Origin of the sequence: Streptomyces sp. NBC_00996 (genome assembly GCF_045162675.1) — a bacterium.
Classification (GTDB): Bacteria; Actinomycetota; Actinomycetes; order Streptomycetales; family Streptomycetaceae; genus Streptomyces.
Genome location: NZ_CP108723.1, coordinates 7,773,817 through 7,793,143, shown reverse-complemented (window position 1 = coordinate 7,793,143; position 19,327 = coordinate 7,773,817). Strand labels below are relative to the sequence as shown.

At 69.3% G+C, this 19,327-nt stretch carries 17 protein-coding genes and 1 pseudogene; 5 read left to right on the top strand and 13 right to left on the bottom strand.

Going from position 1 to position 19,327, the window contains the following annotated elements; all coding sequences use genetic code 11:
- Window positions 1–379: 379 nt before the first annotated feature.
- A complete protein-coding gene (locus tag OG390_RS36515; protein ID WP_406173848.1) occupies window positions 380–1,042 on the top strand; it encodes a bifunctional DNA primase/polymerase in 663 nt (220 codons plus the stop codon).
- A 107-nt stretch (window positions 1,043–1,149) separates the two neighbouring features.
- Here the strand turns inward: OG390_RS36515 and ftsY are convergent, their stop codons facing one another.
- Window positions 1,150–2,361 (bottom strand): signal recognition particle-docking protein FtsY, encoded by a 1,212-nt coding sequence (gene ftsY, locus OG390_RS36510; RefSeq protein WP_406173846.1) that lies wholly within the window; start codon window positions 2,359–2,361, stop codon window positions 1,150–1,152.
- A 130-nt stretch (window positions 2,362–2,491) separates the two neighbouring features.
- Here ftsY and OG390_RS36505 point away from each other — a divergent pair, with 130 nt between their 5' ends.
- Together OG390_RS36505 and OG390_RS36500 are read left to right on the top strand one after the other, a co-directional pair.
- Entirely contained in the window at window positions 2,492–3,961 is a 1,470-nt protein-coding gene (locus tag OG390_RS36505; protein ID WP_406173844.1) for a cytosine permease, read from the top strand.
- A gap of 47 nt (window positions 3,962–4,008) precedes the next feature.
- A complete protein-coding gene (locus tag OG390_RS36500; RefSeq protein WP_406173843.1) occupies window positions 4,009–4,998 on the top strand; it encodes an LLM class flavin-dependent oxidoreductase in 990 nt (329 codons plus the stop codon).
- Window positions 4,999–5,090: 92 nt separating this feature from the next.
- Here OG390_RS36500 and OG390_RS36495 read toward each other — a convergent pair whose 3' ends face one another.
- From OG390_RS36495 to OG390_RS36480, 4 genes are all read right to left on the bottom strand, one after another.
- A complete protein-coding gene (locus tag OG390_RS36495) occupies window positions 5,091–6,509 on the bottom strand; it encodes a sugar porter family MFS transporter (RefSeq protein WP_406173841.1) in 1,419 nt (472 codons plus the stop codon).
- Window positions 6,510–6,758: 249 nt separating this feature from the next.
- The gene (locus OG390_RS36490; RefSeq protein WP_406173839.1) at window positions 6,759–10,742 is read right to left on the bottom strand and encodes an AAA family ATPase; all 3,984 of its coding nucleotides are present in this window, start codon (window positions 10,740–10,742) and stop codon (window positions 6,759–6,761) included.
- A gap of 208 nt (window positions 10,743–10,950) precedes the next feature.
- Window positions 10,951–11,154 (bottom strand): hypothetical protein, encoded by a 204-nt coding sequence (locus tag OG390_RS36485; RefSeq protein ID WP_028802434.1) that lies wholly within the window; start codon window positions 11,152–11,154, stop codon window positions 10,951–10,953.
- A gap of 380 nt (window positions 11,155–11,534) precedes the next feature.
- The gene (locus tag OG390_RS36480) at window positions 11,535–11,816 is read right to left on the bottom strand and encodes an acylphosphatase (RefSeq protein ID WP_406173837.1); all 282 of its coding nucleotides are present in this window, start codon (window positions 11,814–11,816) and stop codon (window positions 11,535–11,537) included.
- A 154-nt stretch (window positions 11,817–11,970) separates the two neighbouring features.
- Here OG390_RS36480 and OG390_RS36475 point away from each other — a divergent pair, with 154 nt between their 5' ends.
- Window positions 11,971–12,927 carry a CAP domain-containing protein gene (locus OG390_RS36475; protein WP_406173835.1) on the top strand — a complete coding sequence of 319 codons (957 nt, stop codon included), beginning with the start codon at window positions 11,971–11,973 and terminating at the stop codon, window positions 12,925–12,927.
- A gap of 103 nt (window positions 12,928–13,030) precedes the next feature.
- On the opposite strand, the gene OG390_RS36470 is transcribed toward OG390_RS36475, so the two are convergent.
- From OG390_RS36470 to OG390_RS36455, 4 genes and pseudogenes are all read right to left on the bottom strand, one after another.
- The gene (locus OG390_RS36470) at window positions 13,031–13,444 is read right to left on the bottom strand and encodes a hypothetical protein (RefSeq protein WP_406178397.1); all 414 of its coding nucleotides are present in this window, start codon (window positions 13,442–13,444) and stop codon (window positions 13,031–13,033) included.
- A 127-nt stretch (window positions 13,445–13,571) separates the two neighbouring features.
- Window positions 13,572–13,670 (bottom strand): annotated as a pseudogene (locus OG390_RS36465) (CoA transferase); the annotation flags it as partial.
- Window positions 13,671–13,675: 5 nt separating this feature from the next.
- Window positions 13,676–14,902: an acyl-CoA dehydrogenase family protein gene (locus OG390_RS36460; RefSeq protein WP_406173833.1), complete on the bottom strand. Its 1,227-nt coding sequence runs from the start codon at window positions 14,900–14,902 to the stop codon at window positions 13,676–13,678.
- 411 nt (window positions 14,903–15,313) lie between these two features.
- The gene (locus OG390_RS36455) at window positions 15,314–15,910 is read right to left on the bottom strand and encodes a flavodoxin family protein (protein WP_406173831.1); all 597 of its coding nucleotides are present in this window, start codon (window positions 15,908–15,910) and stop codon (window positions 15,314–15,316) included.
- A gap of 99 nt (window positions 15,911–16,009) precedes the next feature.
- On the opposite strand from OG390_RS36455, the gene OG390_RS36450 reads away from it, so the two are divergent.
- On the top strand, window positions 16,010–16,420 hold the full coding sequence (locus OG390_RS36450) for a winged helix-turn-helix transcriptional regulator (protein WP_406173829.1): 411 nt from the start codon (window positions 16,010–16,012) through the stop codon (window positions 16,418–16,420).
- Here OG390_RS36450 and mutM read toward each other — a convergent pair.
- From mutM to OG390_RS36430, 4 genes are all read right to left on the bottom strand, one after another.
- Entirely contained in the window at window positions 16,393–17,253 is an 861-nt protein-coding gene (gene mutM / locus OG390_RS36445; protein WP_406173827.1) for a bifunctional DNA-formamidopyrimidine glycosylase/DNA-(apurinic or apyrimidinic site) lyase, read from the bottom strand. The genes OG390_RS36450 and mutM overlap by 28 nt on opposite strands.
- Before the next feature lie 168 nt (window positions 17,254–17,421).
- A complete protein-coding gene (gene rnc / locus OG390_RS36440) occupies window positions 17,422–18,258 on the bottom strand; it encodes a ribonuclease III (RefSeq protein WP_406173825.1) in 837 nt (278 codons plus the stop codon).
- Window positions 18,259–18,277: 19 nt separating this feature from the next.
- On the bottom strand, window positions 18,278–18,451 hold the full coding sequence (gene rpmF, locus OG390_RS36435) for a 50S ribosomal protein L32 (RefSeq protein ID WP_028802425.1): 174 nt from the start codon (window positions 18,449–18,451) through the stop codon (window positions 18,278–18,280).
- Between the two features lie 2 nt (window positions 18,452–18,453).
- Entirely contained in the window at window positions 18,454–19,107 is a 654-nt protein-coding gene (locus OG390_RS36430; RefSeq protein ID WP_406173823.1) for a YceD family protein, read from the bottom strand.
- Window positions 19,108–19,327 lie beyond the last annotated feature (220 nt).

Sequence of the window (19,327 nt, the reverse complement as noted above, 5' to 3'; positions counted from 1 at the left end):
ATACGGCCGCGCGTCCGGCAGTTCTCACCCTTCGAACGGGAGGCCGACTTGCCCTTGGCATACCCACGAGTGCATACGTCCCCAGGACTCGTGCACTCAAAGTAATCCTACGATCACCCGTCCAGCCATGGCGATCCCGCAAACGCCACCATTCGCCACCCCTTCGAATGAACTCCGCGCGGCCTGCGCGCGATTCACTTGACACATGACGGCCGGGAGTGGGCGGAGCGGTGTGCGTCGGGGCGCACGCAGCCAAGCGCACCACCCGGGGCACCACAAAGCGCCGCCTGGACCGCGCGGCACGGGGAAGTCGGGAACAGAGGGTTACGTTCAGCTTCCCTAACGTAACCACCGGTGCGTCGGACCCGTTGGAGGGGGCATGGGCTTCACGATCGGCAGTAGTCGGGGGATGCGCGAAATCCGGCCCGGCTCGCGGCGCCGAGGCCGCTCGTCGGAGTGCACCGCCGTGGCCGAGTTCACCGGGCTGTGGGGCTGGGACGTGGTCCCGGGCTCCCGGGCCGCCGCCGGGGCATGCTCGTGCGGCAAGACCGGCTGCCCCGCACCGGGCGCGCACCCGCTGGACTTCGCGCCGACCATCCCGGCCGGCGCCACACTCGACGAGGCGACCGAGGCCTGGGCCGAATTCCCGGGGGCCGCGGTGATGCTGCCGGTCGGCGGCGCCTTCGACGTGATCGAGGTCGCCGAAGCCGCCGGGCGCCGCTCGCTCGTCCGCCTCGAACGCATGGGGCTCCCCCTCGGACCGGTCACGGCCACGCCGGACGGCCGCGCCCACTTCTTCGTCGCCCCCGGCGCGGCGGCCGAGCTCCCCGAGCTGCTCTACCGGATGGGCTGGGACGACGCGTCCCTCGACCTGCACGGTCTGGGCCCCGGTACGCATGTCACGGCCCCGCCCTCCGACCGAGGCGGCCTCGGCCCGGTCCAGTGGCTGCGCTCCCCCGCCCTGGACTCGGCGACGAAGCCACCGCAGGCACGGCTGCTGCTCGGCACATTGGCGTACGTGGCGCATCGGTCGCGCGTGTAGCTCCCGGCCCACAGGTCGCGCGCCCGACTCCTGCCGGCGACAACAGCGAAGGGCCCCGCCTCATCTGCACCATGCGGCGGGGCCCTTCTTCTTCGCGTAAGCCGGGACTACTCACCAATGAGCGCGTCCACGAACGCCTCCGGCTCGAACGGCGCCAAGTCGTCCGCACCCTCGCCCAGACCCACCAGCTTGACCGGCACACCCAGCTCGCGCTGCACCGCGACGACGATGCCGCCCTTGGCGGTGCCGTCCAGTTTGGTCAGCACGATGCCGGTGATGTCGACGACCTCGGCGAAGACGCGGGCCTGCACGAGGCCGTTCTGCCCGGTCGTGGCGTCGAGCACCAGCAGAATCTCGTCCAGCGGCGCGTGCTTCTCGACGACGCGCTTGACCTTGCCGAGCTCGTCCATGAGGCCTGTCTTGGTGTGGAGCCGGCCCGCGGTGTCGATGAGCACGACGTCGTAGCCCATCTCCTTGCCTTCCTTGACCGCGTCGAAGGCGACGGAAGCGGGATCGCCGCCCTCGGGCCCGCGCACGGTGTAGGCGCCGACCCGGTCACCCCAGGTCTGCAGCTGCTCGGTAGCGGCGGCACGGAAGGTGTCGGCGGCACCCAGGACGACGGTGCGGCCGTCGGCCACCAGGACACGGGCGAGCTTGCCGGTGGTGGTGGTCTTGCCGGTGCCGTTGACGCCGACGACCATCACGATGCCGGGCTTGCTGGCCTCGGGCTCGGTTTTGACGGTGCGGTCGAACTCGGTGCCGATCAGGTTGAGGAGCTCCTCGCGCAGCAGGCTGCGCAGCTCCTGGGGGGTACGCGTGCCGAGCACCTTGACGCGCTCGCGCAGCCGCTCGACCAGCTCCTGGGTGGGCTGCACGCCGACATCGGCGGTGAGCAGCGTGTCCTCGATCTCCTCCCAGGTGTCATCGTCGAGATGCTCGCGGGAGAGCAGCGTGAGCAGCCCCTTGCCGAGCGCGTTCTGCGAGCGGGACAGGCGGGCGCGCAGGCGCACGAGACGCCCGGCGGTCGGCTCCGGGATCTCGATCTCGGGAACTTCGACGACGGGTGGGGGCTCCTCGACGGCGACGGACGTGGCCGCCGAGCCCTCGGGAAGATCCACCTCCTCGATCGTGCGGCGCGGTTCTTCGCGCGGCGTCTCGGCCTCGTCGCCGACGTGCGGCTCGGCCGGAGGGGCGGTGATGTCGGGGGCGGCGGGGGGCGGCGGGGGCAGCTGCTTCCGCTTGCGACTGCCGATGACGAGCCCGCCGAGCGCGCCGATCACGACCAAGGCGATGACTACAGCAAGGATGACGGTTTCCATAACGTCCCCCAGTATCGGCCATCCCTCCCGCGGGAGGCGGATTCCCGTTCCCGGGCGAGATTCCGTGGCTTCCTCCAAAGAACATAAGTCACAAAAAGGCAGCACCCTGACCAAAGTATGATGATTCGCCATGAGCACCACCGAGCCCTCCGATGGCGCCCTCGAGACTCCCGCCCGCGAAACCCTCGAAACCCGCGGCATAGAGCCGGTCCCCCACTTCGAACGCACCGCGAGAACCCGCGACCTGTTCCCCACCTGGGTCGCCGCCAACATCAGCGTCCTGCTGCTGACCATGGGCGCGACCCTGGCCGTCACGTACGGACTCAACTTCTGGCAGGCCCTGGTCGTCGGAATCGCGGCGCCGATCGTGTCGTACGGCCTGGTCGGACTGATCGGCATCGCGGGCAAGCGCGGCGGCGCTCCCGGCATGGCCCTGTCCCGCGCGGTCTTCGGCCAGCGCGGGAATCTCCTCCCCGGCTCCCTGATCTGGATCGCCCGCTGGGGCTGGGAGACGATCAACGCGGTGACCGGCGCCTACACGCTGCTCACCGTCCTCGACATCCTCTTGGGCATCAAGAGCAACACGTTCCTGATCATCGTGACGCTGCTGCTCTTCGTCATCACGACGTTCGCGATCTCGGGACTCGGCATCAAGGCCGTCCAGAAGTGCAACAAGTGGGCGACGTACCTCTTCGGCGGCTTCTCAGTGCTCGTCCTCGGCTATCTGATCGTGGACACGGACTGGAGCAAGGTCTTCGGACAGGCTGCGGGCCAGACGTCTTTGATGATCACGGGCGTCGGCCTCATCGCCGCGGGCGGCATCAGCTGGGTGCCCTCCTCCCCCGACTTCACGCGCTATCTGCCGCGTACGGCGTCCTCCGCGGCGATCGTGCGCAACTCCATCGGCGGCGCCGGCATCGTCGTACTGCCCATGGTCCTGATGGGCGCCGTCATGGCGGTCTCCACGCCGGATCTGGCCTCGGCAGCCGACCCGGTGTCCTTCCTCGGCGCGATCCTGCCGCTGTGGATCGCGGTGCCGTATCTTCTGATCGCCCTGGTCGGCATGCTGCTGATCAACACGATGTCCATGTACTCGGCGGGATTCACCGCGCAGACACTCGGCTTCAAGGTGCCGCGGCACTGGGCGGTCTCGGTCAACGCCGTCATCTCGCTGGTCCTCGGCGGCGTCCTGATGCTGGTCGCGACGAGCTTCATGGGCTCGTTCATCGCGTTCCTGTCGCTGCTCGCCGTCGCCTTCTCCGCATGGGTGGGCGTGTTCGGAGCGGACATGCTGCGCCGCAAGGAGTACGACGCCGAGGCCCTGCTCGACACCACGCGGACCAGCGCCTATTGGTACCGGGGCGGCTTCAGTCCCGCCGCGGTCGCCGCGTGGGCGGTGGGTCTGGGCAGCGGACTGCTGTTCACGAGGTCCGACTGGTTCACGGGCCCGCTGGCCTCCGACAACCCCATCGGCGAGTACGGCCTGGGCTGGGTGGCGACGATCGTGGTCTCCTTCCTCCTGTACGCCGCCCTGCCGAAGCCCGCAGTGGTCACACCCGGGACCGAGCCTGCCGAAGAGCCCGCCGCTATGGCTGTCTGACGCACCGTCAGCTACCGTCCCCCTTCACACACGAAGGGGGACTCCCCATGCCCGTAACCGTCGTACGCTTCAACCTCGTTGACCCCGACGCCACGCCCGCGTCGCTGAGTGCCCGCTACAAGGCGGCGGTCGAGATGGCCGCGTACGCCGACGACCGCGGGATCACCACCGTGCAGACCGAGGAACACCACGGTGTCGCCAACAACTGGCTGCCCTCGCCGTTCGCGTTCGCCGGCGCGGTCTTCGGCGCGACCCGGCACATCGCGGTCACCGTCTCCGCGGTCATCGGTCCGCTGCACGACCCGCTGCGCCTCGCCGAGGACATCGCCGTACTCGATCTGCTCAGCGGCGGACGGCTCGTCACGGTGGCCGGGATCGGCTACCGGCCCGAGGAGTACGCCCTCTTCGACGTCGACTGGAAGCGGCGCGGCGCGCTGCAGGACGAGTTGCTGGAGACGGTGCTGAAGGCGTGGACCGGCGAGGAGTTCGCATACCGGGGCCGTACGGTACGGGTCACCCCACGCCCCTTCTCGGATCCGCATCCCCTGCTGCTGGTCGGCGGTTCGTCCAAGGCCGCGGCCCGGCGCGCCGCCCGGCTCGGGCTGCCGTTCTTCCCCAGCGCGCACCTTCCCGAGCTGGAGGCGTACTACAAGGAGCGGCTCATCGAGTACGGCACCGAGGGCTGGACCATGATGCCCGCCGCCGAGACCCCGCTGCTGCACATCGCCGAGGACCCGGACCGGGCGTGGGCCGAGTACGGCGGGCACTTTCTGCACGAGGCGCAGACGTACGCCTCCTGGCAGTCCGGCGACATCCGCTCGGCGGTGAAGTCGGCAGCCACCACGGTCGACGAGCTGCGCGCCGAGGGTGTCTACCGGATCCTCACGCCCGGGGCGTGCGTGGAGCAGGGCCTGGACAACCTCGTGCTGCATCCGCTGTCCGGCGGGATGCCGATCGACGAGGGCTGGCGCAGCCTGCATCTGTTCTGCGAAAACGTACTGCCCCGGCTCAAGGACCTCGAAGGAATCGAGGGCTGAGCCGGGGCAGTACGTCTTTTTCGAGTACGAGGAGAGGGGCAGCGGGGACTTGGCCCTTCTCCCCGAGTTTCGGGGAGCCTTTGTCAGGAGGCTCAGCCCATCTCCTCCAGGGCCTTGCCCTTCGTCTCCTTCACGTACTTGAGCACGAAGGGGATCGAGAGCGCGGCGAAGATCGTGTAGATCACGTAGGTCGCGGAGAGGTTCCAGTCCGCCAGCGACGGGAAGCTCGCGGTGATGGCCCAGTTGGCGATCCACTGCGCGGAGGCGGCGACGCCCAGCGCGGCGGCGCGTATCCGGTTCGGGAACATCTCGCCGAGGAAGACCCAGACCACGACACCCCAGGAGAGGGCGAAGAAGAGGACGAAGATGTGTGCGGCGACCAGGGCGGTCCAGCCCTGGGCGGCCGGCAGCTTGCCGTCGACGAGGTCGAAGGAGAAGGCCCAGGCCTCGAGGCCGAGACCGATGACCATGCCCACGGAACCGATGAGCGCGAGCGGCTTACGGCCGATCCGGTCGACGAAGATCATGGCGATCACGGTGCCGATGATGTTGATGATCGACGTCGTGAACGAGTAGAAGAACGAGTCCGTCGGGTCGACACCGACCGACTGCCACAGTGTCGAGGAGTAGTAGAACGCGACGTTGATGCCGACGAACTGCTGGAAGACCGAGAGGCCGATACCGACCCAGACGATCGGCTTGAAGAAGAAGCTGCCGCCGAGCAGGTCCTTGAAGGTCGACTTGTGCTCGCTCTTCATGGCGTGCTCGATCTCGGCGACGCGGGCGTTCAGGTCGACCTTGTCGCCTTCGACCTCCTTGAGCACCTCACGGGCGCGCTCGTCCTTGCCGGCGGAGATCAGGAAGCGCGGCGACTCGGGGATCGCGAAGGAGAGCAGACCGTAGAGGACGGCCGGGACGACCATGACGCCGAGCATGACCTGCCAGGCCTCGAGGCCGAGGAGCTTGCCGCGCTGGTCGCCGCCGGCGGCGTTGAGGATGCCCCAGTTGACCAGCTGCGAGATGGCGATGCCGATGACGATCGCGGCCTGCTGGAAGGATCCGAGGCGTCCGCGGTATGCGGCCGGGGCGACCTCGGCGATGTAGGCGGGGCCGATCACGGAGGCCATACCGATGGCGAAACCGCCGATGATGCGCCAGAAGGCGAGGTCCCACAGCGCGAAGGGCAGTGCCGAGCCGACGGCGCTGACCGTGAAGAGGACGGCGGATATCTGCATGCAGCGGATGCGGCCGATGCGGTCGGCTATGCGACCCGCGGTCGCCGCGCCTATGGCGCAGCCGATCAGCGCGATGGCGATGACCTGCGCCAGCGCCGCGGAGCCGATGTCGTAACGGCTTCGGATGGCTTCGACGGCGCCGTTGATCACGGCACTGTCGTAGCCGAAGAGGAAGCCGCCCATCGCGGCCGCCGCCGCGATGAAGATGACGTGCCCGAGATGTTCGGGGTGAGCCGTCCTGGCTCTTGATTGGGGTGCCTGCGCAGTGCTGGTCACGTGAAACTCCTCGGGCCACCGGCCTCGCTGCCGGGGGGTGGGGGCAAGCCCTCCAGGGGTGGTTCCGGGGGCACAAGTTCGCGCCGCCCATCACCTGAAGGTAAAAGCAACGTTGCAGAGACTATGCCTTCAAGTTTCGAAGTCAACAGCTCCCCCGCTGTGAATTTTCGGCACAGGAGTTGTGCGTCTGTGTTCAACACTTGAACTCAGCAGGAAGGCCAGGTCATAACCGGTGCGGCCTACACGTATCTAGCGGAGCCGCTGGCTGATGACCTTCGACACACCGTCGCCCTGCATGGAGACGCCGTACAGCGCGTCGGCGACCTCCATCGTGCGCTTCTGATGTGTGATCACGATCAGCTGCGAGGCCTCCTGCAGCTCCTGCATGATGCGGATCAGCCGCTGCAGGTTGGTGTCGTCGAGCGCCGCCTCGACCTCGTCCATCACATAGAACGGGCTGGGCCGCGCCTTGAAGATCGACACGAGCATCGCGACGGCGGTCAGCGACCGCTCACCGCCGGAGAGCAGGGACAGCCGCTTGACCTTCTTGCCCGGGGGCCGCGCCTCGACGTCCACACCCGTGGTGAGCATGTTGTCGGGGTCGGTCAGGATCAGCCGCCCCTCCCCTCCCGGGAACAGCCGGCTGAAGACCCCTTCGAACTCCCGGGCCGTGTCCCGGTACGCCTCGGTGAAGACCTGTTCGACGCGCTCGTCGACCTCCTTCACCACCTGAAGCAGATCGGCACGCGTCTTCTTGAGGTCCTCGAGCTGCTCGCTGAGGAACTTGTGGCGTTCCTCCAGCGCGGCGAACTCCTCCAGGGCGAGCGGGTTGACCTTGCCCAGCTGCTGGTAGGCCCGTTCGGCCGACTTGAGCCGTCGCTCCTGCTCGGCGCGGTGGAACTGCCGGGGCTGGTTGCGCGGATGCTCCGGGTCCTCGGGCAGTTCCTCGCCCTCGGCGGGGAGCGAGGGCGGCACGAGCTGGTCGGGACCGTAGTCCGCAACCAGCCCCGCCGGTTCGACACCGAGCTCCTCCAGCGCCTTCGACTCCAGCTGCTCTATGCGCAGCCGCTTCTCGGCGCCGAGTACCTCGCCGCGGTGAACCGAATCCGTGAGTTTGTCGAGCTCCGCCTTGAGGTCGCGGCCCGCGTTGCGGGCGACGCCGAGCGCCTGCTCCCTGTGCGTCTTGGCGCTCTCCGCGGCGGCCCGCTCCTCCTCGGCCCGGGTGAGCGAGACCTCGACGTGCGCGAGCAGCTGGCGCGCACCGAAGGCGACGGCCTCGGCGACCGCCGCCTCGTGCCGCAGCCGGGCCCGGCGCTGCTCGGCACGCGCGCGTGCCTCGCGTTCGGCACGCGCGGCCCGGTCGAGTCCGTCGGCCCGCCCTGCGAGCCCCTTGACCCGCTCCTCGTGCGTACGCACCTGGAGCCGGGCCTCCATCTCGGTCTGCCGCGCGTTGGCGCCGTCGGCGGCGAGCCGGTCGCGCACGGAGGTGTCAGGCTCCTCCTCGACGGGCATCTCCTCGGCGACGGCGAGCCGCTCGGCCAGCTCCTCGGCCTCCTCCACGGCCCGCTCCAGCGCCTCCTGCGCCCGCGCCGCAGCGGCCGTACTCCGCTCGGCCTCGCCGGCAGCTCCCCGCGCCTGTCCGGCAAGCCGCCCGAGCTGTTGCGCCACAGACGATTTCTCCCGCTCGGCGGCCCGTCGCTGCTCGCCCAACTCCTCGACGAGCGCAGCCCGTTCTTTCCTCTGCTCGGTGGCGAGGTGCTGGGCCTCGGTCAACTCCTCGCAGCGGACGGCGAGTTCTTCGAGCTCGGCCGCCGCCTCGTCGACCGATGCCTGCACTTCGAGCAGGCTGGGCGCCCCGGCGGAGCCGCCGTGCGCGAAGTGCGCCCCGAGCAGGTCTCCCTCGGCGGTGACGGCGGTGAGTTCGGGCCGCGCGTAGATCAGGTCCTCGGCGTCTTCGAGGGTGCCCACGACGACGATCCCCCGCAGCAGTCGCCGTACGGCGGGCATGAGTTCGGCGGGGCCCCGGACGAGATCGGCGGCGTACGGGGGCCCGTCGGCCCTGTGATCGGGGCGGGATACGCCCTCGGGTGTGCCGTACGCGTCGACGCGCCGCTCCGCACCGCCCGCGACACCCGGCACCCCGTGGTCACCGGCCTCGGCCCCGGTCCCCGTACCGCTCCCGGCGCCGTGGCGTACGCCACCGGTGGCGCCGTACACATCGTCGCGCCCGGCCGCGAGCATCTCGCCGGGAGCACCACCCGCGGTACCCGGCGCCCGGTGCTCTCCGATCCCCGCCCCACCGCGTACGTCATCGGTGGTGCCGTGGGCCATCGGCGGGACCGCGGGCCGCACCCCCGCGGGAGCGTGCGAACCGTCTGCGGGCCGCCCCGCCGGGCCGGCCACCGTCCGCCCTGCTCCAGGGGAGCCCGGTCCCGCCGGAACGTCCCTGCGTACGTCTCCGGTCGCCGGGCCGGAGCCGTCGCGCCGCGCCGCGCCCGCTGCGGGCTCCTCCGGTGCGCCCGCCAGCAGCAACGCCGCCCGCCCGGCGTCCTGCTTGCGCAGCAGGCGGATGGCCTCCGCGGCGGAGGCGGGGGTGGTGACCGCGATCGCGTCCGCTGCCGCGCCGAAGGCCGCGGCCAGGGGAACTTCGAAGCCGGGTGTCACCGACAGCAGCTCGGCCGCCGGCCCGAGCAGCCCCGTCAGCCGGTCCTTCGCCCCGAGCAGCGCTCCCGTGCCGTCCTTGCGGCGCAGCCCGAGGGCGAGAGCCTCGTGGCGGGCCTGGGTGGCGGCACGCCTGCGTTCCGCCACCGTGGCCGCCTCGCGGGCCGCCGTCAGCGTGGCCTCCGCCTCGGCGAGTGCCCGCTTGGCCGCCTCGTGCCGCTCCGTCAGCTCCGCGTCGCCCGCGTCGAGGCCGTCGACCTCGGCCTTCAGCTGCTCGTACTCCTCCTGTGCCGCGACCGCGCGCTCCTGGGCCTCGTCGCGGGCGGAGGCGAGCCGGTCGATCTCTGCCTGCGCGGAGGCGGCGCGTGAACGGGCGGCGTTGACCTGGCCGTTGAGGCGGGCGAGGCCCTCGCGGCGGTCGGCGATGGCGCGGGCCACATCCTTGAGGCGGCGCTCCTCGACGGCGAGCTCGCGCTCCAGCTCGGCGCGGTGCGCGACGGTGTCCTCCAGGGCACGCTCGGCTGCCTCCAGAGCCGCTTCGAGCTCGGCCTCCTGCTCGCGGATCCGCGCGGCCTCGCGCTCCATGTCCTCGGGGTCGCGGCCGCGCCGCTCCTCGGCGGGCACGGACGTGGCGCTCTTCACGCGCGCGTCGGCAAGCGAGATCGTGCCACGCACCCGTTCAGCGAGCTGCGAGAGTTCGTACCAGGTCTGCTGGGCGCGCTGGAGACGCGGCGTCAGCTGCCGGACCTCGTCCTCCAGAAGAGCTTCTCGCTGGAGCGCCTTCTTCAGCTCCGCCTCGGCGGTTTCCTTGCGTTCCTTGAGCGCGGCCTCGTCGGCGATCTCGGTCTGCAGCGCCTGGCGGAGTCGTACGAGATCGTCGGCCAGCAGTCGCAGGCGCGCGTCCCGGAGGTCGGCCTGGATGACGGCGGCGCGGCGGGCGACGGCCGCCTGGCGGCCGAGCGGCTTCAACTGCCGCCGCAGCTCGTCCGTCAGGTCCTGCACTCGCGCGAGGTTCGCCTGCATCGCGTCCAGCTTCCGCAGCGCCTTCTCCTTGCGCTTGCGGTGCTTGAGGACGCCTGCCGCCTCCTCGATGAAGGCGCGGCGGCCCATCGGATCGGCGTGCAGAACGGAGTCGAGCTGGCCCTGGCCGACGATGACGTGCATCTCGCGGCCGATGCCGGAGTCGGACAACAGCTCCTGGATGTCGAGGAGACGGCAGGTGTCACCGTTGATCTGGTACTCGCTGCCGCCGTTGCGGAACATGATCCGCGTGATGGTGACCTCGGCGTACTCGATGGGCAGCGCCCCGTCGGAGTTGTCGATGGTCAGCGACACCTCGGCGCGGCCGAGCGGTGGCCGGCCGGTGGTGCCGGCGAAGATGACGTCCTCCATCTTGCCGCCGCGCAGCGACTTGGCCCCCTGCTCGCCCATGACCCAGCTCAGGGCGTCCACGACATTGGACTTGCCCGAACCGTTGGGCCCCACGACACAGGTGATACCCGGCTCGAACCGCAGCGTGGTCGCCGAGGCGAACGATTTGAACCCGCGCAGGGTCAGGGCCTTGAGGTGCACGCCGCCGGACTCTACCTTTCGTGCCGGTCTCACTCCATGAACGCGCGGTTTCACCCATGAACGTGCAGGGCACACCACACGTTAAAGACAGTGGAACTGTGCGCGGGGGAAAGAAAGAAGGGACGCCGAAGGGCGTCCCTTGCAAATCTGACAACTTAGCGGTTGATAGGGGCTGCCCAACCACTGCTGTCGTAGTGCGGTGCAGTGATCAGGTGAGCGCAGGCTCCGCCTGGGGTACGTCGATGCTCTCGAGAAGCGAATCGTGAGAAGCGGCAGCCGCGAGCGCGTCATTCTCGGCCTGGATCCGTACGAGCTCGGATTCGAGGTCCTGTACGCGCTGCTGGAGCCGTCGCATCTCGGCAATGAGTCGCGGGTCGGAACCGCCGACGTAACCGAGAAGCGCCTTTGCCATGATGGATGGTCCTCCACACTGAGTGACCGACCGAAGCGGTGTGGGTCGTGAGGGAATCGCACCCGCGATGCTTGACACTGCTGATGTCCTGCTGCCGTTCCACATGCCAAACAGCTAAGGTGCGCGGGGCTTTCAGCGTCTCACCAAAAAGTTTGACGGTCAACACGATCACGCCCCGTATCGGCGGGCAACCCGCTGTCGCGCGGCCCTTGAACGGCAGCGCTGCGACTCCTGCGGGGCCCTCAGGGCGTGGAGATCATCCTTAACTGGGGAGCCTGCCACGACAAGCCGTTCTTGGCAACCACCAGGTCATTTCTGCTTCCGGCAGGTGCCGGTGGCATGCCATACCGCTTCCGCCTGCGCCGTTGCACCGGTCACCGTCAGCGGATCGCGAAGTCTTCGTAGATCCCCCGCGGGGTGTCCCAGATCTCAGTGACTCCGTCGACCCGCCCGGGCGTGTCGACGCCCTGGAGCCAGTCGAGCAGGCTCTGGCATCCGTCCCGCGAGCCCTCCGCGACCACCTGGACCCGTCCGTCGTCCAAATTGAGAGCAAAACCACTCAACCCGCCGATCTCCAGCGCCTTGGCCCGCGTGAACCAGCGGAAACCCACCCCCTGGACGCTTCCGCGCACCCAGACGACCAGCCGTGCAACCTCGTTCATGGGTGCACGCTAACCGGACAATGTCTCTCGGAGCACTTCCTCCCCTTGCGGCATGCGGTACCGTCCCGACCCAATGAGTCTCATATGAAACTCACTCTTTCGAGTGAGGTTCGACTGAGGATCGCTGACCGCAAGATCGAGGAAGGCCCAGGAGATGGGACGCCACCGACGCTCCGCCGCCGGCCGCGCCGCCACTGGCCGCGCCACCGGGGTCACGGAAACCAACGGGACGCAGACGGACAGCTACGGTCCGGAGAATCTGTACGGCTACGCCGCAGTCGCCGACCTCCCGCGCACCGCCGCTGCCCGCTCGCACCGCAAGAGGAAGGCCGCGACCCCCGTCCGCTCGGGTCTGCTCGGCGTCTCGGCGGCCGTGGCGCTGGGCACCGTCGCGATGGCAACCGGAGTCCTGCCCGGCAGCGACAACTACTCGCTCGGCGGCAGCAGCAACAACTCCGACAACGTGCAGGCCGCGAGCTCCCCGTCCAGCCTGGAGACCCAGCAGGGTGGCACGTCCGGCAGCGCGGACTCCCGCGACGACACATCGACGAGCCGTGACGCGGACCGCTCGGCGTCGCCCTCGGGCTCGGCCGCTCCCGCGACGTCGTCCGTCGCTCCGACGACGACGCCGTCGAAGGAGCCCACCACCAAGCCCAGCAAGACGAAGGCTCCGAAGCCCACCAAGCCCGCCAAGAAGGCGCCGAAGGCCACCGCCCCGGTGACGGTCTCCGCCGAGGCCTCGGCCGAGGCCGAAGTGCTCAAGCTCGTCAACGAGGAGCGGGCCAAGGTGGGCTGCAGCGCGGTGTCGGCGAACAGTTCCCTCACCGACCTCGCCCAGGTCTTCAGCGAGGACATGGCGGCACGTGACTTCTTCGACCACACCGACCCGAGCGGGCTCAGCCCCTGGGACCGGGCGGCGAAGGCCGGGATAACTAGCCTCGGCGGCGAGAACATAGCCCGCGGCCAGGCCACCGCCGCGGCGGTGATGAAGGCCTGGATGGACAGCCCCGGCCACCGCGCCAACATCCTCAACTGCGACTTCAAGACCCTCGGCGTCGGAGCCCACTTCGGATCGGGCGGCCCGTGGTGGACGCAGGACTTCGGCTACTGAGACAACCGCAGGTCGGAGGCCTTTTCGGCGCTGGACCGTCTGGTGGCCGCCGTCCGTGGGCTCATCGCCCTCGACGACTCGGCGAACGGCGGCCCGGCGGGGGTCAGCCCCTCGTTCCGGTCAGTACGGCACGGGCGATGCCGGTGAGGTTGCCCTGCAGGATGAGGATCTCCCTCTGGTTCGATGCGTCGAGATCGGCCGCATAGACGTTCCCGGCCAGGTCGGTCACGTACATGCGGCCGCCGTCCGGATCGAGGGCGACGCCGATGCCTTCCATCAGGTGGGTCAGCAGGATCTCGGGCATCCGCTGCCCGTGGGGCGGGTCCAGCGGCGAGCGGTTCATGCTGTTGCCCCGCGGCGGGTCCTCGCGATCACCCCAGTACAGCTTCCGGCCGACGGCCTCGAGATACAGCTGCTTGGGTGTGTGCGTGACGCCGCTCGGGACGATCGTCGTCCGGTTGCCTCCGTCCAGGTCCACGCGCTCGATCGAGCCGTCGTTCTCCGTCGGAGCGCCCATGTTCTTCCACTAGATGTGCCCGGCCGCCGCGTCGACGGCGACCCCGTCGGGGATCCTGCACCCGCTGACGAGAGCGGTCTTGTCGCTGGGGGTCGCCCTTCCCCGGCGGCTCGATCTTGATGACGTCCGCTCCGAAGTCGGAGAGCACGGTGGCCGCGGCCGGTCCCGCGGTGAAGCTCGACGCGTCGAGGACCTTCAGGCCGGTGAAGACGGATTCGGTGGTCATCGTCATCACCCCACGAAGGCGCTCAGGCCGTCGGTGACGGCGCGTCCGACGATGAGGGTCTGGATCTCGCGCGTGCCCTCGTACGAGTAGATGGCCTCGGCGTCGGCGACGAAGCGGCCGACCTTGTAGTCGAGGAGGATGCCGTTGCCGGCCAGAAGTTCTCGCGCCCACCCCACGCTCTCGCGCATCCGCACGGTGCAGTAGGCCTTCGCAAGGGCGGACTGTTCATCCCGGAATACCCCGGCGTCCTGCAACTGGGCCAGGCGCGTCATCATCCCGCACGAGGCTGTGGCGTTGCCGAGCATCTTCACGAGCAGGTCCTGCACGAGCTGGAAGCCCCCGATCGGGCGCCCGAACTGCTCGCGCTCCTTCGCGTACTGCAGGGCGATCTCGTAGGCGCCGAACATCACTCCCACGGCCTGCCACGCCACGCCGCTGCGCGTCTGGCGCAGGATCTTGGCGGTGTCCTTGAACGAGTTCGCGTTCTGCAGCCGGTTGGCCTCCGGCACGCGGCAGCCGTCGAGAACGATGTCGGCGTTCTGCACGATCCGCAGCGCCATCTTGTTCTCGATCTTCGTCGCCGTGAACCCTGGGGTGTCCTTCTCCACGACGAAGCCCAGCACATGACCGGTCTCGACATCGCGGGCCCAGATGACGACCAGGTCGGCGAACGTCGCGTTTCCGATCCACCGCTTCGCGCCGTCAAGGATCCATACGTCGCCCTCGCGGCGCGCGGTCGTCTGCAGGCCGCCGGCCACGTCGGAGCCGCCGTGCGGCTCGGTCAACCCGAAGGCGCCGATCTTCTCGAAGCGGCTCATCGCCGGCAGCCACCGCCGCTTCTGTTCGTCGGAGCCGCAGGTGAGGATGGTGCCCATGGCCAGGCCCGTGTGCACGCCGGAGAACGTGGCCACGGACGCGTCGACATGCGCCAACTCCAGCGCGAGGAAGCCCGTGAGAAGGTTGCTCGGCCTGGATTCCGGTGAGTCCGGATCGGCCCAGTCCATAAGACCGAGCCTCCCGAAGCCCTCGACCAGCTGGAAGGGGAATTCGGACCGGGCCCAGTAGCCGTCGACGATCGGTGCGACCTGTGTGCGGAGAAACGCGCGGACGGACTCGAGCTGCTCCCGCTCCCTGTCCGACAGCAGTTCCTCGTAGGCGAAGAAGTCGGCGAGCAGCAGTCCTTTGTCCAGATAGGGACCGGATGGTGTCGGCAAGGTCGTTGTGCCGGTCATGGCAATCTCCCTCAAGCGCTGTGGGGCGTGGCTCGGAGATCCGCGCCCGTCGGCGGCTCTCCGCAAGCGGCGTATCGGTTCCCCGGCGTGATTGAACGCGGATCCGGGGTCGGTCCCACGGACCCCCGCCGGGCAGGGGGTGCCGTGTCGCCGCAGACCACCCCGGTGGCCGTCGCCGCCGGTGCGGGAGAGGCGAGGAGAGACTGTGAGGGCTGGCAGAGCGTCACGTCAGGAGCGCTGATGGAGCACCACTGCCTGTGGCCGAGAAACAGGTACGCGAAGGCCGCGCCCACCTGGACATGGTGAGCGCGGCCTCTGCGTAGGCGTGTACACGCTTACGCAGAGGCGTAAACGCTTGCGCAAGCGCTTACGCGCCATGGGGATTCACGGACACGTACGGGCCGTAAAGGCTTACGCGGCAACCTCAGAAGCCGCGCGCCCCAGCGCGAACACCCGTGCCGCTTCCGCGATCCGACGCCCGAGGTGCTCGGCGGTGGCGATGTCGGCCTTGTGCACGGTCTCGGGACCCTCGTCGACGTTGGTCTGGGCGGCGGCGCCGGCGAAGACGCCGAGGCGGTTGAGGTCATGCTCGGAGGCGGAGCTGCTGTTCCAGCCGGGGTGCAGACCGAGACTGATCCAGTTCATGCCGTGCTGCGCGGCCAGGATCTGGAAGAACTGCAGGGTGTGCAGCTTGTCGCCGCTCTTGGAGCCGGAGTTGGTGAAACCGGCGGCGAGCTTGTCCTTCCAGTCCTGCCCGAACCAGCGCTTCGAGGACGCCTCGGCGAAGACGTGGAAGGCGCCCGACGCGGTGCCCATGTAGGTCGGCGAGCCGAAGACGATCGCGTCGGAGGCGTCGAGCAGCTCCCACTCGGCGTCGGTGATCTCGTCGACCTTGACCAGGTGGACCTGGGCGCCGGCCTCGACGGCACCGGAGCGGACGGCCTCGGCGAGGACGGCGGTGTGGCCGTAGCCGGAGTGGTAGGCGATGGAGACGGCGGGGGTGCTCACGATGGGGACTCCTCTGGCTGGGGTGGCAACCAAAGGAAAGCACTAACTTCTAGTTAGTGCAACCTTCTGGTTAGCGCTGCGCCGGAGTATGGTGAGGTCATGAAGTCCAGCGTGCGGACCGCCGAGAGCGGTGAGTGTCAGGACCTCGCGTACAACGTGTTCGCAAGGAGCTGCCCCTCCCGGGGCACGTTGGAGCACGTCACCGGACGCTGGGGCGCCCTCACCCTCGGCGCGCTGCACGAGGGCTCTCTCCGCTTCAATGAGCTGCGCCGCCGCGTCGACGGCGTGAGCGAGAAGATGCTGTCTCAGACCCTTCACGCGCTGGAGCGCGACGGCCTGGTGCGCCGTGACGCACAGCCGACGAACCCGCCCCGCGTGGACTACGAACTGACTCCACTCGGGCGCGACGTCGCCGAGCGCCTGATGACGCTCATCCAGTTCGTGGAGGGCCGCATGGACGACGTCCTCGATGCGCGTCAGCGTTATGACGAGACGCGCGGCGCCCTCTGACACCTGGGGCAGAAGTAGCTGGAGCGGTTCATCCAGGCGCGCCGCCGCATCGGTGTCCCGCAGCGTCGGCAGGGCTCGTCCTCGCGGCCGTACGCGTCGAGCGAGCGGTCGAAGTATCCCGACTCCCCGTTGACGTTGACGTACAGGCTGTCGAAGCTGGTGCCGCCGGCGGCCAGGGCGTCGTTCATGACGTCACGGATGTGGCCGAGGAGCTCGGCGGTACGCGGGCGGGTCAAGGTGCCCGTGGGGCGTTCGTAGTGCAGCTTGGAGCGCCAGAGCGCCTCGTCCGCGTAGATGTTGCCGACTCCGCTGATCAGCGACTGGTCGAGCAGGGCGCGCTTGATCGTGGTACGGCGCGCGCGCAGGGCGGTGTGGAACGCGGCGTCGTCGAAGAGGGGGTCGAGCGGGTCGCGGGCGATGTGCGCGATGACGTCCGGCAGGCCGTCCGGGGTGTTCTCGTGCAGGGAGAGCCCGCCGAAAGTGCGCTGGTCGACGAAGCGCAGCTCGGTGCCCTGGCCGTCCTGGAAGCGGATCCGGATGCGCAGGTGCTTCTCGTCCGGGACGTCCTCCGGCTGCACCAGGAGCTGGCCGCTCATGCCGAGGTGCGCGAGCACGGAGTAAGGGGAGTCATCGAGGGGCAGCCACAGATACTTGCCGCGCCGCATGGCCTCGCCGACGCGCTGCCCGGCGAGCGCCTTCGCGAAGCCCTCGGGCCCCGCCAGATGCCGCCGCACCGCCCGCGGATGCCGCACTTCGACCGTCTTCACGACCCGCCCACTGACCCAGCGCTCCAGGCCGCGCCGCACGACTTCGACCTCGGGCAACTCGGGCACGGAACTCCTCCGGAGGGGGCGGGACACAGGGCGATGCCCGCAGGGTACCGCGCGGTCAACAGGGGGCGGCCGGGCGGCCTTCGGGCCACCTGTCCCTACACGAGCCCCGCCGCAGCGCGGTTGCGCTGCGGCGGGGCTCGGTACTGCGCTACTTCAGTTGTGAAGGAATCAGGCCGTGGCCGGGTCGCTCGTCGGGGCCGAGGAGGTGTCGGCGGACTCCTCGGTGTCCTGGGCCGTCTGCTCGGCGGCCTTGGCCGTCTTCGCGCGTTCGTCCGCGGCGGAACGGATCGCACGCCACGCGGATTCCGCGGCCTGCTGCTCCGCCTCCTTCTTGCTGCGGCCGGTGCCGGTGCCGTACGAGACGCCTCCGACGCGGGCGGCAGCAGTAAAGGTCTTCTCGTGGTCCGGGCCGGTCTCCGAGACCAGGTACTCGGGCACGCCGAGCCCCTCGGTCGCGGTGAGTTCCTGGAGACTGGTCTTCCAGTCCAGGCCCGCGCCCAGATTCGAGGACTTCTCGATCAGCGGGTCGAAGAGCCGGTGGACGAGCTCGCCCGCCGCGTCCAGACCCTGGTCGAGATAGACCGCGCCGATCACCGCTTCAAGGGTGTCGGCGAGGATGGATGCCTTGTCCCGGCCTCCCGTGCCTTCCTCGCCCCGGCCGAGCCGGATGAAGGAGCCGAGTTCGAGGCCGCGGCCCACTTCCGCCAGCGCACGCGAGTTGACCACCGCGGCCCGCAGCTTGGCCAGTTGGCCTTCGGGCAGGTCGGGGTGGGTGCGGTACAGCGTGTCCGTGACCACCAGGCCGAGCACGGAGTCCCCGAGGAACTCCAGGCGCTCATTGGTGGGCAGACCGCCGTTCTCGTACGCGTAGGAACGGTGGGTCAGCGCACGCACCAGAAGGGCGGACTCGAGCTTGTAGCCGAGCCGCCCTTCCAGAAGCGTGTGGGACGAGGCTGTGTTGTCCGCCTTTTTCTTGGCGTTTGAGTCCGCCTTGGCGTCAGACATCAGACCTCTCACCAGCCGCTCAGACCTCGAGGACCTGGCGCTTGTTGTAGGTGCCGCAAGCGGGGCAGGCGATGTGCTGCTGCTTGGGCTCGTGGCAGCGCTCGCACGCAACCAGGGTGGGGACCGCAGCCTTCCACTGCGACCGGCGGTGGCGCGTGTTGCTGCGCGACATCTTCCGCTTCGGAACAGCCACGGCTACTTCTCCTGCTTCTCGTCGGCGGGCGCTGATCGAGGCACGCCGCCGCTCATCTCGTCCTTCTCGCCATCTTCGAGTGAACCGGCGAGTCCCTGCAGTGCCGCCCAACGGATGTCGACGGCGTCATGGTGGTGGTCCGGGTCGTCCGCGAGCCGGGCTCCGCACTCGGAGCACAGGCCGGGGCAGTCGTCCTGGCACACCGGCTGCATCGGCAGTGCGAGCACCACCGCATCACGCAGCACGGATTCGAGGTCGAACAGGCCGTCCTCGAGAAAGAGCCTGTCCTCGTCTTCCTCGGCGTCGTCGGCCGGTTCCGCTTTGGGGCGGCCCCGGTCATCGGCGTCAGGGTACGAGAACATCTCCTGGAAGTCCGCTTCGAGCTCCTGCTCGAGCGGCTCCAGACACCTTACGCACTCCCCCGCTGCCCGTGCACGGGCGGTGCCTGTGACAAGCACACCTTCCATGACCGACTCGAGGCGGAGTTCGAGCTCCACCGGGGCGCCTTCCGGTACTCCGATGACTCCCTGGATCCCGAGATCCTTGGGAGCGTTGATCGTGCGGGTCAAGCGCTGAAGCGCGCCAGGACGCCGCCCCAGCTCGTGTGTGTCGAACACGAGAGGGTTGCGGTGGTCGAGGCGGGTGTTCAGAGCCATTCCTGCTTTCGATCTTCGAAGCCCAAGGGACGCGGCCCCTGGTGTTCCCGTGGGCAGCGTTGATCGCGGACGTACGCGCGACCGAAGAGCCAGGATACTGGACCTTTCGCTCTCGACCCAATCCGGTGCGTGCTCCGGGTCCCGCGCACCGGCGTGCACCCTGCCCAGAGCCCGGCCGCGCCCCGTAGTCGGGGCCTGACGAGCCCCGTGCCCAGTGCCT